Below are 15,150 nucleotides of genomic sequence, written 5' to 3'. Positions count from 1 at the left end.
TTACTATCTTTTCAAACATATCATTATATAGCCTAATTCAGCACCTTAATATAAAACGATAGCAAGACCTTATAGAAGCTTGTTATCGGCTAGCTAAAATATTGCCGCTTTTTAAATATTCCTTCCTAAGTTCTGCCAGTTATTTATCTTCGCCAGCAAAGTCGCAATCCTTAACATCCTACTTGTATCCTCAAAGGTAAATGTTTTGTTAACATTTTTGTAAACATTTAGGCTTTGTATATTGCACTCTTAAACATCATATGTTTAAATACTTATCATGTTATGCGATTTATTCTTTTATTGGTTAACTGCCTAGTCATTAGATGTGTTATCTGTGAGTAAAGAGGGTTTTACTCACCATGACTTTATGATGTTTATGTAACAGGTTTTAACGAATAGCGTATTAGAAATATACAAATGGAGCTGTGCTAATGCTTATAAAACAACTATATATCGGTGGTGAGTTGGTTTCTAGTGGATTGACAACTGAAGTTATCAACCCTGCAACTCTAACCCCTGTTGGCAGTATTGCAGCAGCAGATATTGCCCAGGCTGAACAAGCATTAGCGGCTGCAAATAAAGCATTTCCAATTTGGTCTAAAACCTCGATTAAGCAAAGAACCGATTGGATGTACAAATTGCGTGATGCTGTGATTGAAAACGAACAACATCTTAGAGAGTGCATCCATCTTGAAATGGCAAAACCTTGGTCATCAACAAAAGATGATTACCAAATGTTGGTGGATAGCTTAAATTTTTACGCCGACGCTATGTTGAACCTTGAGCAAGAAACACTTGAAGATAAAGAGGGCACTCATACTCATGAACTTAGACGTGAGCCTGTGGGTGTGGCAGCAGCATTTTTAGCTTGGAATTTTCCACTACTAAACCTTGCCTACAAGATTGGCCCCGCAATGGCTGCGGGCTGTCCGATTGTCATTAAACCTTCAGTTAAAACTCCTTTATCTGCTTACGCCGTTGGTGAATTATGCGCAAAAATAGGCTTACCAGCTGGTGTGGTGAACATTATTTCTGGTCCGGATCATAAAGTGGGCGATGCAATTTCAGCATCAACTATCCCTTCAGTGTTAACTTTAATTGGTTCTACCAATGTCGGTAAACATGTTATCGCAACGGGCGCCACATCCATTAAACGCTACTCAATGGAATTAGGCGGTAATGCCCCTGCAATAGTCTTTGCTGATGCTGATTTAAACAATGCTGCAGACGTGATTTGTGGCGTGAAATTCGCGAACGCAGGTCAGATTTGTGTCACACCAAATCGGGTGCTTGTTGAACAATCCATTGCAGATGAGTTTATTGAAATGATTTTGACCCGTGCTCATTCTGTCAAAGTAGGTTTTGATAAAACAGCTGATATTGATATGGGACCTGTTATGGATGCTTCATCATGGCACCGAATCGATGCACTGGTACAAGATGCGATTGTTAAAGGTGCCACGTTACTAACGGGTGGCGGTAAGCCCGAAGGACATGAAACAGGCTATTTTTATAGCCCAACTGTCTTGTGTGGTGTCACTCCTGAGATGGATATTGCTAAAGAGGAAGTGTTTGGACCTGTTATCAGTATCATGACTTTCAGTAAAGATGATGAGGTTTTAGCTGAAGCTAATAACACTGAGGCAGGCCTGTCATCATTTATTTTCACGACTAATGAAGCCAGAGTTACGCGGTTTGCTGATGAGCTACGATTTGCAGAAGTACAAGTGAATGGCATTAAATATGCGATTAATTTGCCTCATTTTGGTATTAAGCAATCTGGAGTTGGAGTCGATTGTTCCTTGCTAGCGCTGGACGATTACCTTGCTTACAAACGAGTCTCTCGTGCCGTTTAGTTTTTAGCAATAGTTCTTTATTAGTTACTTAGCAAAAGTCTCAGTATCGCTGATTCGGTATTACCAGGAAGTTATTCGATGAAAATTATTGAAATAAAAAGCCACGTATTGCAATACGATCTTGAAGAAGAATTAGGTTATTCGCAGCAATACTACGCCCAAAGAACGACCCATTTAGTTGAAGTCATTACTGATGTAGGTATTACAGGTTGGGGGGAATGTTTTGGCGGTGGCGGTATTGCTTTTGCCAATAAAACTATTGTTGAAAAAGTAATACAGCCGATGATTCTAGGCATGGATCCACTGGATAGGGAAGTAATTTGGCACAAGGTCTACAACCTGATGCGTGATCATGGCCAAAAGGGAATGCCTATCCAATCATTGTCGGGTGTAGATATCGCTTTGTGGGATATTGCAGGCAAGTTTCATGGGCAGCCGGTGTATAAACTACTTGGCGGGGCATTTAGAGAGCGTATTCCAGCCTACGGTTACGGCATGATGCTACAACGTTTTGATGACTTAGAAGCTCGATTTACCGATGAAAGTGCTCGTATTAAAGAAATGGGTTTTACTGCGACTAAGATGAAAATCGGTCTAAGTCCTGATAGGGACATTAAACTCGTAGAAGCTGTACGAAAAGGCATCGGTAACGATATGCGTCTAATGGTTGATGCGAATCATGCTTATACTGCTAGAGAAGCGATTCCATTGGGGCGTGAGCTACAAAATTTAGGTGTTCACTGGTTTGAAGAACCTGTCGCTCCTGAAGATAAGCAAGGTTATCGTGATTTATGTGAAGCGTTGGATATGACCATCGCAGGTGGCGAAGCTGAGTTTACCCGTTGGGGCTTTAGAGACTTAATTGAAAACCGTTGTGTAGACTTACTGCAACCTGAGGTGTGCGCACTTGGCGGCATTACTGAATACCAAAAAGTTTTAGCGATGGCTCATGCTCATTTTATCCCAGTGATTAATCATGTTTGGGGCTCAGCAATTGCCGTCGGTACAAATCTTCATTTACTAGCTGCATTACCTGATTTACCGGGGGCAGCGCATCCAGTACAACCCATGCTTGAATATGACACTACACCGAATCGTTTTCGTGAAGACTTACTTAAAGAGCCGCTTAATATCTTAAAGCAAGTAAAAGACAGTGGCGGCAGTGTTGCCTTACCTCAAGGTCCAGGGATTGGTGTTGAACCTGATCCTGACTTTATTAAACATTACGAAGTCATTAATTAACCTTTCTAGAGAATTCTCCCATGATAGATGCATCATCGCCTCAACCTGCACTTATAGCGGTTGATTGGGGTAGTAGTAACTTTAGATCCTTCTTATTGGATAAAAGTGGCCATATTTTGTCCGAAGTGACGTCACCACAAGGTATGTTGTGCCTTGAAAAAGCGCAATTTGAACCTGCTTTACTTGAACAAATTCAACCTTGGTTGAATGACATTAGTGCGCAGAAAAATGTTGTACCTGTATTAATGGCTGGCATGGTCGGCAGTGCACAAGGTTGGTGTGATGCAGGCTATGTCGAGTGTCCTGCTGATGCTAAACAAGCAGCAACTCAATTACAGGCAGTGAACAATCAAGCAGGGTTACAGTTACATATTGTTCCAGGTTTCAAATGCCAAACATCTAATTTACAACCAGATGTTATGCGCGGTGAAGAAGTGCAAGTGTTTGGCGCGGTGTCATTGATTGAACATGAGTTAGGCCTTTTAAATAACGCCCAGCTTGAAAAATTAGTGTTTTGCTTACCCGGCACTCACTCCAAATGGATAAGAATGGCGAAAAGCGACCATGGCCATACCTTGATAGATGATTTATCAACGCATATGACGGGTGAGATGTTCAACATCGTGCTTGAGCATAGCATTTTGGGTAAAGGTTTAGATAAAAGTGCTGAATCGCATATTGAAGAAATAGATATGGACGGTTTTTTACAAGGGGTGCATACAAGCCAGCGTGAAGGTGGCTTACTGCATCACCTTTTTAGTGCCAGAACACTGAGGCTAGAGCAGCGTTTAGCCGATGATGATGTGACTAGCTATCTTTCAGGTTTACTTATTGGATCAGAACTTTGTTCGGTTTTAGCCTCATCGCCAAACCTAGAACATATTTATCTCATTGGCAGCTCTCAACTAAACAACCTATATAGCGAAGCGTTAAAAGAGTTGGGGTATTTGTCGACTACAGTGAGCAGTGCTAAAGCATCAGCCCTTGGCATGTTGTCGATTGCTAAACAGGCGAATTTAATTATATCTAAGGAAGCAAGTTAATGGCTATTTCGTTAAAAGATGCATTAAATGAATTACCTTTAGTTGCCATCTTACGTGGTGTGACACCTGAAGAAGTTATCGCTATTGCAGATGTGCTAGTAGAACAAGGCTATAAAGTGATTGAGGTACCGCTCAACTCGCCACGACCTTACGAAAGCATTAAGTTATTAAGTGATAAGTACGGTGAAAATCTTGTGATCGGTGCCGGTACGGTGGTGTCCAAAGAGCAAGTTGATCAAGTCGAACTTGCTGGCGGTCGGATAATTATATCGCCTCATGCTGACGTTGAAATTATTAAGTACAGTAAAGCTAAGAATCTTTATTGTGTTCCAGGTTTTTTTAATCCTACTGAAGCTTATGCAGCCATTCATGCAGGTGCGGATTCTTTAAAGTTATTTCCTGCTGATACTCTTGGCCCCAAAGGGTTAAAAGCGATGTCAGTTGTATTGCCTGACATCCAAATTTTACCCGTAGGTGGCGTTTCACCTGACACTATGCAAGCATTTATTGATGCAGGTGCCAGTGGGTTTGGTTTAGGAAGCGGCTTATATAAAGCTGGGATGAGTGTTGAGCAAGTTAAGCATAACGCTATGGCATATGTCCAAGGTTATAAAAGTACCTTAACAGTTCACTAAGCCAAATCTTTAGAGTTCAATAATGCCGTAAACTGAGTTCAGTGAGTTGTATTAGTTCAGTCATTTCAGAGATGATTTCGAACTTGTCTGTTGTCGCTATATACAAATAGTGTTGTTTTGCTTTCCTTTATACTTATTCCTAGTAAGTATCTGTTGTAGCTTTAGCAGCCGAAAGGCTGCTATTTTTTTAGTTACTTCTGCTTATCACCCAAAGCATCAATTTATCTAATGTGAAGTCAATATATTATTAAGTCTCAATCATAGATTGTTTCAATTGACACCTTAAACATACTATGTTTATATTTAACCTATGAGTGAATTAATATATTACGATTTAAAATGCACCCAAGGAATGTCGCCTAGTCTTTCAGTACAAGTTGCTAAAGAACTCGGTCGTCGCATTGTTTCTGGTGCATTCGAAGCCCACAGTCTTATTGATGATGAAAATGCCTTGGCATCTCGTTATCAAGTCAGTCGTGTTGTCGTCCGTGATGCCGTTAAAATTCTAGTAAGCAAAGGTTTACTAGAAGTCAGACGCGGTATTGGTACACGTGTTCAGTCACGCGATAAATGGAACATGCTAGATGATGATATTTTAGCTTGGCATTTATCTGCACCGCCAAACCTTGTGTTTTTAAAACAGTTGATGGACGTTAGGTTAGCATTTGAGCCAAAAGCAGCAAGATGGGCTGCAGAACGTGCAACTGAAGAAAACCTCGCTGAAATCGAATCAGCGGTAGAACGTATGGCAAAAGCTGACGGTACAGCGGAAGACTTTATTATTGCCGACTCTTTGTTTCATAAATCGGTGATGAAAGCAGCTAACAATAGTTTTCTCGCTTCTATGGAAGGAGTGATATATTCAGCTTTATTGGTCAGTATTAAAGTCACCAATAAAGACCCTCGTGATAATGGCGCTTCTGTTCCTTTTCATCGTGAAGTCTTTGAAGCGATTGCAGCTAAAGATGGTGATAAAGCTGAAAAATTAACCGAGAAACTGTTAAATGATGCCAGTATTCGCCTTTCTTTAACTCAAAGTAACAATAATTAACAATTCACGGTTGTCTATTGTCCAAAAATCAGATAAATAGTATGTAGTTATCTTTTTGGAAAAATATTTAATGAGTGAATTAACATACTACGATTTAAGAAGAACGAACTCGATGTCACCGAGTTTGCCTGTTCAAGTAGCAAAAGAGTTAGGTCGTAGGATTGTTGCTGGCACGTTTGTGCCTGGTACGCTTATTGATGATGAAAATAAACTGGCTGAACGCTATCAAGTCAGTCGAGTTGTCGTTCGTGATGCGGTAAAAATTCTCGTTGGTAAAGGCTTATTAGATGTACGCCGAGGAATAGGTACTCGTGTTAAACCTAGAAATAACTGGGCTTTACTTGACGATGATGTTTTAGCTTGGCACCTTTCTGCACCACTTAATCCTGACTTTTTAACTCAATTGATGGAGTTTAGACTCGCATTTGAGCCTAAAGCTGCCAGTCTCGCAGCATTAAATGCCACGGATGAAGATATTCAAGCAATTACTGAAGCGCTCGCTGAAATGGAAGCGTCTACAAGCGATGTGGGTCGTTTTGTGATTGCAGATGCGCACTTTCACAGTGCTATTTTAAAAGCGTCTCATAATGAGTTATTCATTTCGATGGAGTGCGTGATTTTTTCAGCCTTGTTAGTCAGTATTCGGGTTACTAACCAAAATGATGCTGAAAACAAAACATCGATTCCATTTCACCAAGAAGTATTTGATGCAATTAAAGCTAAAGATGGTGCATTAGCACAATCATTAACAGAAACCTTATTAAGCGATGCTAAAGCTCGTTTGGTTGCATTAATGGCATAAACAGCAGTGTTGTAAAATGAGTCTTTAAAGCTTGAGTATTCAAAGAAACGGTTCAATCATTGATTGAGCCGTTTTTTATTTTGATGTTATTTATGATGAATAATGATCTTTGATACAGCTATTTGATTAGGTTATTTCGCTCCGCTAAGTCTATTCCTTATGTTTAGCCTCTATATCCATGCTATTTGTGTTTCTGTTTCAGTAACATTCTGAGTATCTAAATTAAGTCAGCTGATTTGCGATTTTAATAACTGTCCTTGAAAAAATTCACATTGCACAGTTAAACATCATATGTTTAACTTTATAGAACAGATTCCAACTATTAATCGCTATTTCATAGTTAAATAGTCAACGCACTATTTAAAATCAAAAGATGATTCAAGTTAACTATTACACAAGGATCCAGTGTGGCTCATTCTGACTCAAACAATCTTACAAACAAACTAACGGTTTCAGACAAACTAGTTGGGTATGCCAAACATTTATTATTGCAACGAGGTGCTGCTAAGCCTGTTGCTGAAACGTCACAGACTACTGCACCTGATTCGTTATCTGAAGCGCTAACAGTGCAGCAGATTATGGCTGAAATGCATCAACATCCTGTGGTTGGCTGGAAGTGCTTAACCCCACGTGACGATGGCAGTCTTATTGTGGCGCCGTTACTTGGTGAAAGTGTTGTTGAACAAACAATATGCCCAATAGCGCCAGTGAACAATCAGGCTCTTATTGAGCCTGAAATTGCTTTTGTTTTAACTGAAGATTTACCCAGCGGTAAAGTATACTCAGAAGCGGAAATCGATAAGGCTGTTGGTGAAACTAGAATGGCTTTAGAGCTTATACAACCAAGGTTTACAAAGGACTATCCAGCTAATCACTTTGAACGCTTGGCAGATGGCTTAAGCAATCAGGGGCTATATTTGGGGCCTGAAATTGAAAAATCTTTAGCTTATAGTGCGTCTAATATTGCTTTGTCACTTCAACAAGGTGAACAACAACAAAATGTAGTGGGAGGGCACCCATGTGATTTGCCACAAAACCCTTTGTATTGGTTAGTAAATCATTTAAGTGAAAGAGGGATTAGTTTGCAAGCTGGCCAAGCAATCATTACTGGTTCGTATTATGGTGTGGTTAAAATGGCATTAGATGTACCTCTTAAACTCGAATACGGCGGTTTAGGGCGCTTTGATGTGACGTTTATTGCTCGTTAAATTCCACTTTTTAATTAGAATAAACCTATAACCTTGACTGTTTATTCAGTTACCTGCGATATGGTGACTGCTTATTCAGTCATGATGAATTATTCATAGTTGATTTCTTTGTCAAAAATTCTTATTTTATTTGCTGTTTATGTTTTATTTTTGTTGACTCCAAGACATAACGACATTATTTTGCATCTCCATTTTTCAAAATCAAATTTAAACAAGGAAAGACGTCATGACAGAGCCATCTGCGATCAGCTTGATCCCGCCTGTGGTTGTTTTGATATTAGCAATTTTATTAAGAAGGCCTATTCTCGCTTTGGTGATAGGTGCTGTTGTGGGTTTATTGATGCTTGAGCCAACAGAAGCATTAAATAACTTTTCAGAAATATCACTTAAAGTCATGGCAGATGAAACCATCGGCTGGCTTATTTTAGTGTGTGGTACTTTTGGTGCTTTGATTGCTTTATTGGTTAGAACAGGCGGTGCATTTGCCTTTGGTAAAAATGCACTGAAAGTCGCCAAAGGCCCTAAATCGTCTTTGATGATGACGTTTGTATTGGGTGTTGCCATATTCATTGATGATTATTTGAATGCGCTTACAGTGGGTGAAACCATGAAGCGAGTGACTGACAAGTTTCGAATTTCTCGTGAAATGCTAGCGTATGTTGTTGATTCAACTGCTGCGCCGATCTGTGTATTAGTGCCATTGTCAACTTGGGCGGTATTTTTTGGCGGCTTGTTGGTAGACAATGGCATTGCAGAAACGGGGCAAGCAATCAGTGTATATATGTCAGCGATACCTTATATGTTGTATGCCTGGGTTGCTGTCATTATGGTGCCGCTGGTTATTTTAGGTATTATTCCTTTAATTGGGCCGATGAAAAAAGCTGAGTTAAAAGCACGCCAAGGTATTGGGATCCCTGTCGATGAATCTGCGGATATCCAAACCAGTAATGATTACGCTGTTAAAGCGATGGAAGATGAATTTAAAACTGCTGATCACCAAGGGAAACTACATAATTTTCTAGTGCCGATAATCATGTTGGTAGGCTTCACTGTGTATTTTGACATTGATGTCTGGTTAGGTTTATTAGCAACAATGTTGATAACTATACCTTATTACGCAGTACAAAAGCTGATGCCATTTGCAGAGATGATGGAGCAAATGATTGATGGCTTTAAAAGTATGCTGCCTGCAATCGGCACCGTTATCGCAGCTTTTATTTTCAAAGATGTATGCGATCAATTATTGCTACCGCAATTTGTCATTGAAAGCTTAAGCCCATATATGACAGCGCAGCTGTTACCGGCTGTGGTATTTATTGCAATGGCAATACTCGCGTTTGCTACAGGTTCTAGTTGGGGAATATTTGCGGTATCTATACCGATTGTTATGCCATTAGCACAAGCTGTTAATGCTGATATTCCTTTGGTGATTGGCGCATTATTATCAGCTTCATCTTTTGGTAGCCAGGCTTGTTTTTATAGTGATTCGACTGTACTTGCAGCGCAAGGTGCAGGGTGTAACTTGGTGAGTCATGCTGTTACTCAGCTACCTTATACACTAATCGCAGCAACAATTACCTTTATAGGTTTTATCATCATTGCATAATGTATTAGCAACGAATGTAAAAACAGAGACTAAAACCAGTGCTTGCACTGGTTTTTTTATATCGGCAAAGATTATAACGTCTCAAATGGAGTATTAAATGAACAAGATAGATTCAGCTAATCACGCTTTTACAGGGTGTAAATTAGCATTGATATTTGATGCTCAACTACTCGTATATCGAAGAGATAATATAGACAGCATCCCTTTTCCTAACTTATGGGATTTCCCTGGCGGCGGTAGAGAAGGAAATGAAACGCCTGAACAATGTGTGTTACGTGAATTGCATGAAGAATTTTCTATTGCATTACCTACTGAGAGGTTGATATACAAACAACAAGCCATTAATCAAACATCTGATGGTATTTCATTCTTCTTTGTTGCACAGGCGACACAGCTAGAGATTGAGTCGATTCACTTTGGAGATGAAGGTCAATATTGGCAATTAATGTCGATTGAAGAATATATGAATGACAAAGATGCCATTTTGCCATTACAACAGCGTTTAGCTTATTACTTAGAGACTAAATAACTTGAACTTAGTTAGGTAAGATTATTTATCCAAAGGATAAGTATTAAGATAAAGAGTTAACCTAAACAAGTAGCATAGGGAGTTTATATAAGCTTTTATATAAGCTTTTTATATAGCAGGGAGCAATATGTATATACCTAAGAACTTACAAATGGAATCACTTGAACAGATCCATGACTTTATAGATGAATTCAGCTTTGCCATTTTAACCACTCAAGACTTAACGGCTTCACATCTCCCTTTATTATTAAAACGTGATGAAGGAGAACTAGGCACTTTATATGGTCATCTTGCTAAAGCGAATAGTCATTGGAAAGCTTTTGATACCCAAGCTATTTTAGCGGTGTTTTCTGGCCCTCATGGCTATATTTCTCCCACATGGTATGACAGTTATCCAGCGGTGCCGACCTGGAATTATGCTGCTGTGCATGTAAAAGGGCATATAAGTCTTACGAGCAGCGAAGATACCTTACAAATACTTTCAGACACGATTCAATATTATGAGCCGTCATTAACTGAAAGTGGCGGTTTTATTCCTGAGGAATATAAGCAAAAACTCGCTAAAGCCATCGTGGGTTTTAAAATTGAAATTACCCATGCTGAGGGAAAACTGAAACTAGGCCAGCATCGCTCAGAGGCTGATCAACAAGGTGTATTAAATGGCTTAGCAAAGTCGTCAAGGATGGATGATAAAGCCTTACTTGCTTATACAAAGAGCCTGATTGAACATTCTGTAAATAAAACCTAATGACTAATTGTGTAAGGCGTGATGGCATGGATAAAAGCGGCAGTGATAGAAAAGACCTCCAAGTGAAAGGGTTTAAAATTAGCACAGATAAAAATGATATTGATATCAATATCGTTCATCAATTTATCACTCACTCTTATTGGGCTAAAGATATTCCGATGGCCGTGTTGCAAAAAGCGATAGAGCATTCAAGTTGTTTTAGTGTGTTAACTGAATCAAATCAACAAGTCGGTTTTGCAAGATTAATTACGGACCATGCAACTTTTGGTTATTTAGCAGATGTGTTTGTTGTTGATGAACACAGGGGCAAGGGATTAAGTAAATGGCTTATCGATACCATTATGAATCATGAACAGATTAAAGATTTTCGTAGAATGATGTTAGCCACACGAGATGCACATGGCCTTTATGCCCAGTTTGGTTATTTACCTATAGATAATCCAGAAATTCTAATGCAAGTGTGGCGGCCTAATGTATATCAAACATCACTCAACCGATGATCTTTTGCATCTACTTAATTTGTGGTTAAAGTATCAAACAAAAATGGGCTCAATTGCACCCATTTAATTTATTCGCTCTAACCTGAAACCAATTTCTGATGTTTGAAAAATCTAATAAGAGGCAACCAAACAAGACCACAAAGTAATCCGCTAAGTACACCAATGAAGTGTGACTCAGTGGCGACTCTTGCGTTAATCAGTGAGCTAACACTTTCACTCGCGCCAAAGTACATTTCATAAGCCACTTTAAGACAGACTCCGACGAGTAATAAGTAGCCTGAAATATACCCTTTTCGGATGTCTAATAACGCGCCAAAGGTAAATAAGCCGTGCAGTAGACCACTTAAACCGACGTATCCTTTAAGTTCTGGATAAAAGAAGTACAAACCTAGGCCTTCAAGAATACATAAACTGAAAAACAATCCCATAAACTTGCTAGCATGACCTTTGTAGTGCATCTCATGTAAAAACAAAATGACCCAAAAACCAGCTAAGTTCATTAGCAAATGCCATAGGTTAGTATGGAGTAAGTTGCCAGTCGCAATCCGCCATAGTTCACCAGCAGCGATATTGTCGTAACGATAACTGAGTAAAGCATCCATGTTTATGTTTGCCATTGGTGTCATCGTTGAGACAAATAACACAGTGCAAATGACACTGATTACTAGTGCGAAATAGTAGGTTCCTGCACTGCTGTTGCGGCTTCTTGGCATAGTAAAATCCATTTAAATCGAGTCATAGTGTTAATTGTAGCTAAGAATAAATTTTAATCTTTGATAACGATTCTGATTAGAATCAAATAATTCGAATAACGTTATTGCTTAGACTCTAAAGACGCCATCACAGTAGATTTATTACTAAGATAATCATCCAACCCACGTTGACGTAATAAACACGCAGGGCAGTCTCCGCAGCCACTGCCTTTAATGCCGTTGTAACAAGTGAGCGTTTCTTCAGTTACTAATGATAACGAGTGGTACTTATCTGCCAGTGCCCAAGTCTCAGCTTTGTTTAGCCACATTAATGGCGTCACAATTTTAAGTGGCTTATCCATACCTAATGCTAGTGATTGTTGCATGGACTTAATAAATTCATCGCGACAATCTGGGTAACCCGAGAAATCGGTTTCACAAACGCCCGTGATAATAGCGTCGCAACCTAGCTGATACGCATAAATACCAGTAAGAGTTAAGAACAAAATATTTCTACCTGGGACAAACGTACTTGGTAGACCGTTTTCCATCAGTTCATGTGAGACAGGAATTGCATCTCGAGTTAACGCTGAAATAGCGAGCTCGTTCAATAAGCTGACATCCATGACCTTGTGACTGGCGATATTAAGCTGTTTAGCTAATGATTGAGCTATTTCAATCTCTTGACTATGACGTTGACCATAGTCAAAGGTTATTGCATGAACTTCATCATATTCTGTCATTGCCTGTATTAGGCACGTTGTGGAATCTTGACCACCACTAAAAACAACGATTGCTTTTGACATAAAATCTCACTGTAAAACTCATATCGGCTTGTTATTAAACAAACTGAACCTCAGTTGTTTAAGAATGACTCGGTATGAGTTTGAAAAATACATTATCCAGCTATTTTATCTTATTGCAGCAAGCGATAGCAAAAACTTGCAGCTACATTGAAAATCATCTATAAATGCGCCCTCGAAACAAAACATACTCTTTATATAGCAGATGATTATCTGCACTTTTTAAAAGTAAGGCATTTACATGAATTATCCAGTAAACGAAGTGTTTGAAACAATCCAAGGCGAGGGAACGTTTACTGGCGTACCAGCGATTTTTGTTCGTCTACAAGGCTGTCCTGTAGGGTGTTCTTGGTGTGATACTAAGCAAACCTGGGAAGTGCTAGCTGAAAACAACGTCTCACAAGAACAAGTTATTCAAGTTGATGGCACTATCGGCCGCTGGTCAGAACATAATGCATCAAGCCTTATTAATGCCTTTAAAGCGAAAGGTTTTACCGCAAAGCATATTGTTCTAACGGGCGGTGAACCATGTTTATATGATTTATCAGCATTAACCAATGAATTGATTGACGCAGGTTACGATATACAAATTGAAACCAGTGGCACATTTGATGTGGTTTGTCATAAAGACGTTTGGGTTACCGTATCGCCAAAAGTGAACATGAAGGGTGGGTATGCCGTACTTGATCAAGCATTAATGCGTGCAAATGAAATAAAACATCCTATAGCAACTCAAAAACATATCGATGAATTGGATGAATTGTTAAACCCAATAGATACCACAGGTAAAACCATTTGTTTACAACCAATCAGTCAAAAGCCAAGAGCGACTGAACTTGCGATGAAAACCTGTATTGCACGTAACTGGCGATTATCAATCCAAACACATAAGTATTTAGATATTGATTAATAAGTTGTACAAGAGAACTTCACGTTAAGTTACTCAGCATTCTGATTATAAAAAAAACCGCTATTAAGCGGTTTTTTTTATGCAAACTAGTTAGTCATTAAATAGGCTATTTGAGTAAGCTAGACTATTTGAGTAAGCTAGACTATTTGAGTAAGCGAGACTATTTAAGTGAACCAGACGTATTAAACTTTTCTAACAATGCATCATACTGCGCTGTTGAGCCGATATTGTTATCAATCCATTGTGCATTGTAATAAGTATCAAGATAACGTTCACCTGAATCACATAATAGCGTCACTAGCGAACCCGTTTGGCCTGCCTGTTTCATTGCGCAGGCAAGTTCCAGCACACCGTATAAATTAGTTCCTGTAGAGGGACCGACTTTTCTTCCAATCAACTTGGCAAGCCAATTCATGGTTGCAAGAGAAGCAGCGTCTGGGATTTTTTTCATGTCATCTACAACACCTGCAATAAATGAAGGCTCAACTCTTGGTCGACCAATACCCTCAATTTTACTGCCATTTTCACAGGTGATTAATTGATCGCCTTGATGATAGTAGTCGTAAAAGACCGAGTTTTCTGGGTCAACAACACATAACTTGGTCGATAATTGCTGATAGTTCAAATAACGGCCTATGGTAGCGGATGTGCCACCAGTGCCTGGACTCATCACAATCCATTCAGGTATTGGATAGGGCTCTTTTTGCATTTGATTAAATATAGAATCAGCGATGTTGTTATTACCACGCCAATCGGTCGCACGTTCAGCATAAGTAAATTGATCCATATAGTGACCATTTAATTCCTCTGCTAAACGTTGCGATTCTGCATATATCTTACTGCTATGATCAACAAAGTGGCATTGGCCGCCATAAAATTCGATTTGCTCAATTTTGGTTTTTGCGGTCGATGAAGGCATGACGGCAATAAAAGGTAGACCTAATAAACGTGAAAAATATGCTTCTGATACGGCAGTGCTGCCTGATGATGACTCTATGATACTGGTGTGTTCGTTTACCCAACCGTTGGATATGGCATATAAGAACAATGAGCGAGCTAATCGGTGTTTGAGACTGCCTGTTGGATGAGTGCTTTCATCTTTAAGGTAAATATCGATGCCATCAAGTTGCGGAAGGTCTAATTTGATTAAGTGCGTGTCAGCGCTTCTCTGAAAGTCCGCTTCGATTTTGGCGATTGCCTGTTTAACCCATTGTTTAGACATAATGGAACCTTTAAATGAAAAGAGATCAATATCATAGTCTTATTTATATTTTGCTTAAAGGATGTTTTAGCTGATGAAAGGTAAAAATCATTAATTTACAGTTAGGTAATAGAAGGCGTTCTGATTAATGTGAACAAGATCAAACAAAAAATATCAGTTTAAAAACGGAGCAGACTTAATCAAGAAATAAAGAATAAAATGAGATTTCATTTTAAAGCATAAGAAGTGGTGGAGGGAGAAGGATTCGAACCTTCGAAGGCTGAGCCGTCAGATTTACAGTCTGATCCCTTTGGCCACTCGGGA

Annotated in this window: 15 protein-coding genes; 12 read left to right on the top strand and 3 right to left on the bottom strand. The window is 39.2% G+C overall.

What is annotated here, in order from left to right:
• Positions 1-431: 431 nt before the first annotated feature.
• The 11 genes from Q4600_RS02400 (at position 432) to Q4600_RS02350 (ending at position 11,220) form a co-directional block, all read left to right on the top strand.
• Positions 432-1,856 carry an aldehyde dehydrogenase family protein gene (locus tag Q4600_RS02400; protein ID WP_102527214.1) on the top strand — a complete coding sequence of 475 codons (1,425 nt, stop codon included), beginning with the start codon at positions 432-434 and terminating at the stop codon, positions 1,854-1,856.
• Between the two features lie 78 nt (positions 1,857-1,934).
• Positions 1,935-3,098, top strand: coding sequence for a mandelate racemase/muconate lactonizing enzyme family protein (locus Q4600_RS02395; protein ID WP_102527215.1), 1,164 nt, complete (start codon positions 1,935-1,937; stop codon positions 3,096-3,098).
• A gap of 20 nt (positions 3,099-3,118) precedes the next feature.
• Complete coding sequence (locus Q4600_RS02390; RefSeq protein ID WP_102527216.1) at positions 3,119-4,141, top strand: 2-dehydro-3-deoxygalactonokinase; 1,023 nt, start codon at positions 3,119-3,121, stop codon at positions 4,139-4,141.
• Positions 4,141-4,776: a 2-dehydro-3-deoxy-6-phosphogalactonate aldolase gene (locus Q4600_RS02385; RefSeq protein WP_102435578.1), complete on the top strand. Its 636-nt coding sequence runs from the start codon at positions 4,141-4,143 to the stop codon at positions 4,774-4,776. Before Q4600_RS02390 ends, Q4600_RS02385 begins: the two co-directional genes overlap by 1 nt.
• A 310-nt stretch (positions 4,777-5,086) precedes the next feature.
• Positions 5,087-5,827 carry a FadR/GntR family transcriptional regulator gene (locus Q4600_RS02380; protein WP_102527217.1) on the top strand — a complete coding sequence of 247 codons (741 nt, stop codon included), beginning with the start codon at positions 5,087-5,089 and terminating at the stop codon, positions 5,825-5,827.
• A 70-nt stretch (positions 5,828-5,897) separates the two neighbouring features.
• The gene (locus tag Q4600_RS02375; RefSeq protein WP_303517641.1) at positions 5,898-6,629 is read left to right on the top strand and encodes a FadR/GntR family transcriptional regulator; all 732 of its coding nucleotides are present in this window, start codon (positions 5,898-5,900) and stop codon (positions 6,627-6,629) included.
• Positions 6,630-7,036: 407 nt separating this feature from the next.
• Entirely contained in the window at positions 7,037-7,837 is an 801-nt protein-coding gene (locus tag Q4600_RS02370; protein ID WP_303517638.1) for a 2-keto-4-pentenoate hydratase, read from the top strand.
• A gap of 226 nt (positions 7,838-8,063) precedes the next feature.
• Complete coding sequence (locus tag Q4600_RS02365; RefSeq protein ID WP_303517635.1) at positions 8,064-9,443, top strand: Na+/H+ antiporter NhaC family protein; 1,380 nt, start codon at positions 8,064-8,066, stop codon at positions 9,441-9,443.
• 97 nt (positions 9,444-9,540) lie between these two features.
• Positions 9,541-9,972, top strand: coding sequence for an NUDIX hydrolase (locus Q4600_RS02360; RefSeq protein WP_303517632.1), 432 nt, complete (start codon positions 9,541-9,543; stop codon positions 9,970-9,972).
• A 127-nt stretch (positions 9,973-10,099) separates the two neighbouring features.
• Complete coding sequence (locus tag Q4600_RS02355; protein WP_303517630.1) at positions 10,100-10,720, top strand: FMN-binding negative transcriptional regulator; 621 nt, start codon at positions 10,100-10,102, stop codon at positions 10,718-10,720.
• A 26-nt stretch (positions 10,721-10,746) separates the two neighbouring features.
• Positions 10,747-11,220, top strand: a complete 474-nt coding sequence (locus Q4600_RS02350; RefSeq protein WP_303517628.1) for a GNAT family N-acetyltransferase — start codon at positions 10,747-10,749, stop codon at positions 11,218-11,220.
• 77 nt (positions 11,221-11,297) lie between these two features.
• On the opposite strand, the gene rrtA is transcribed toward Q4600_RS02350, so the two are convergent.
• A complete protein-coding gene (rrtA, locus tag Q4600_RS02345; protein WP_303517625.1) occupies positions 11,298-11,933 on the bottom strand; it encodes a rhombosortase in 636 nt (211 codons plus the stop codon).
• Positions 11,934-12,034: 101 nt separating this feature from the next.
• On the bottom strand, positions 12,035-12,718 hold the full coding sequence (queC, locus tag Q4600_RS02340) for a 7-cyano-7-deazaguanine synthase QueC (protein ID WP_303517622.1): 684 nt from the start codon (positions 12,716-12,718) through the stop codon (positions 12,035-12,037).
• Between the two features lie 238 nt (positions 12,719-12,956).
• On the opposite strand from queC, the gene queE reads away from it, so the two are divergent.
• Positions 12,957-13,625 (top strand): 7-carboxy-7-deazaguanine synthase QueE, encoded by a 669-nt coding sequence (gene queE, locus Q4600_RS02335; protein ID WP_248956341.1) that lies wholly within the window; start codon positions 12,957-12,959, stop codon positions 13,623-13,625.
• 160 nt (positions 13,626-13,785) lie between these two features.
• Here the strand turns inward: queE and Q4600_RS02330 are convergent, their stop codons facing one another.
• Positions 13,786-14,847 carry a PLP-dependent cysteine synthase family protein gene (locus Q4600_RS02330; protein WP_303517618.1) on the bottom strand — a complete coding sequence of 354 codons (1,062 nt, stop codon included), beginning with the start codon at positions 14,845-14,847 and terminating at the stop codon, positions 13,786-13,788.
• Positions 14,848-15,150: the final 303 nt, after the last annotated feature.

Origin of the sequence: Shewanella sp. 2_MG-2023 (assembly GCF_030548905.1) — a bacterium.
GTDB lineage: Bacteria > Pseudomonadota > Gammaproteobacteria > Enterobacterales > Shewanellaceae > Shewanella > Shewanella electrodiphila.
This window is presented reverse-complemented; position numbering and strand designations above follow the sequence as displayed.

What these genes read in the sequence shown, in the direction of transcription:
- Q4600_RS02400 (WP_102527214.1), top strand. Translation starts at nt 432, where the DNA reads ATGCTTATAAAACAACTATATATCGGTGGTGAGTTGGTTTCTAGTGGA.
- Q4600_RS02395 (WP_102527215.1), top strand. Translation starts at nt 1,935, where the DNA reads ATGAAAATTATTGAAATAAAAAGCCACGTATTGCAATACGATCTTGAA.
- Q4600_RS02390 (WP_102527216.1), top strand. Translation starts at nt 3,119, where the DNA reads ATGATAGATGCATCATCGCCTCAACCTGCACTTATAGCGGTTGATTGG.
- Q4600_RS02385 (WP_102435578.1), top strand. Translation starts at nt 4,141, where the DNA reads ATGGCTATTTCGTTAAAAGATGCATTAAATGAATTACCTTTAGTTGCC.
- Q4600_RS02380 (WP_102527217.1), top strand. Translation starts at nt 5,087, where the DNA reads ATGAGTGAATTAATATATTACGATTTAAAATGCACCCAAGGAATGTCG.
- Q4600_RS02375 (WP_303517641.1), top strand. Translation starts at nt 5,898, where the DNA reads ATGAGTGAATTAACATACTACGATTTAAGAAGAACGAACTCGATGTCA.
- Q4600_RS02365 (WP_303517635.1), top strand. Translation starts at nt 8,064, where the DNA reads ATGACAGAGCCATCTGCGATCAGCTTGATCCCGCCTGTGGTTGTTTTG.
- Q4600_RS02360 (WP_303517632.1), top strand. Translation starts at nt 9,541, where the DNA reads ATGAACAAGATAGATTCAGCTAATCACGCTTTTACAGGGTGTAAATTA.
- Q4600_RS02355 (WP_303517630.1), top strand. Translation starts at nt 10,100, where the DNA reads ATGTATATACCTAAGAACTTACAAATGGAATCACTTGAACAGATCCAT.
- Q4600_RS02350 (WP_303517628.1), top strand. Translation starts at nt 10,747, where the DNA reads ATGGATAAAAGCGGCAGTGATAGAAAAGACCTCCAAGTGAAAGGGTTT.
- rrtA (WP_303517625.1), bottom strand. Translation starts at nt 11,933, where the DNA reads ATGCCAAGAAGCCGCAACAGCAGTGCAGGAACCTACTATTTCGCACTA.
- queC (WP_303517622.1), bottom strand. Translation starts at nt 12,718, where the DNA reads ATGTCAAAAGCAATCGTTGTTTTTAGTGGTGGTCAAGATTCCACAACG.
- queE (WP_248956341.1), top strand. Translation starts at nt 12,957, where the DNA reads ATGAATTATCCAGTAAACGAAGTGTTTGAAACAATCCAAGGCGAGGGA.
- Q4600_RS02330 (WP_303517618.1), bottom strand. Translation starts at nt 14,847, where the DNA reads ATGTCTAAACAATGGGTTAAACAGGCAATCGCCAAAATCGAAGCGGAC.